1 protein-coding gene is annotated in these 1,044 nt (G+C 65.8%); it reads right to left on the reverse strand.

Features of this window, described 5'->3' with window-relative positions; all coding sequences use genetic code 11:
* Positions 1-976 (reverse strand): ISL3 family transposase (locus tag AX750_RS12625; protein ID WP_156451702.1); only part of this gene is annotated, 976 nt, incomplete at its 3' end.
* Positions 977-1,044 lie beyond the last annotated feature (68 nt).

The raw sequence follows: 1,044 nt of genomic DNA on the forward strand, positions 1-1,044 counted from the left end.
AGACGTCGCTGCGCTCGCCGCGGACGATCCGCCTGACGGTCTGGCGGTGATGGCCGGTGCGCTTGACGATCTGCTTGATCGGCACGCCCTCCCGCCAGAGGGCGAGGACCGCCGCGTTGATCTCTTCCCGCCGCAGATATCCATCGTATTGCAGCTTCTCCGCCGCCGTCAGGAGCGCAGGATTGACGACGGTGGCACCGATGGCGCTACGGATCTGGCGCATCGACTTGCGCACGGCGTCGAGGAAAGCGCGGCTGGCATTCTCCATCAGGTGCCAGCGGTCGGCAACCTGGACGGCCTGCGGCAGGGCCCGCGCCACCGCCTCTCCATAGCCACCGCCACGGTCACGAGCGACTGTATGGACCAGCCGCTGATGGCGGAGCCAAGCTTCCGATGTTGCTGGCTCCCGGTCGCAAAGAAGCGCGACCGGCCGACGCCTTTCCAAGTCGCAGACGATCGTGCCGTAGCGGTGATTGCGCCGCCAGGCGAAGTCATCGATGCCGATCACGCGCAGCGGCTCGCTCGGCACCCTGGCACGCTGCCGGACCACGCGCAGCAACGTGTCGTTGCTGACCGGCAGCATCATCCTGGCGGCAAAACTTGCTCCGGGCCTGCCACCCAAGGCGAGGCCGAGATGCTGGACGATATGATCGAGACGATCGGTCCGACGCGCTCGCGGCGCGAGGACGCGGTCACCAAAGCGCTCCGCGAAGATCTGGCGGCCGCACAGGACGGCATCGCAGCGAAATCGCCGAACGAGGACCTGGAGCTCGACGCGTCGGCCGCTGAGCGGCAGATCCTTTGCACGCCGGAAATACCGGCTTTGGATCCGTTGCGAGAACGCCCCGCAGTCAGGACACGGACAGGCGCTGACGGCGGACCGGGTTCGGACAACAACGCGATCGCCTTCGATCGTGATCCCGTCGACCATCAAACCTGCGGGAACCAGGCTGGCTGGCCGAAATCGCTGCTTCATCGCGCTGATTCCTTCTGGAAACCAGCATCAAAACAGCCCCGACCTGCAGCAGATTTGAGTCAGACCCA

Origin of the sequence: Methylobacterium sp. CCH7-A2, from assembly GCF_001557075.1 — a bacterium.
GTDB lineage: Bacteria > Pseudomonadota > Alphaproteobacteria > Rhizobiales > Beijerinckiaceae > Allobosea > Allobosea massiliensis.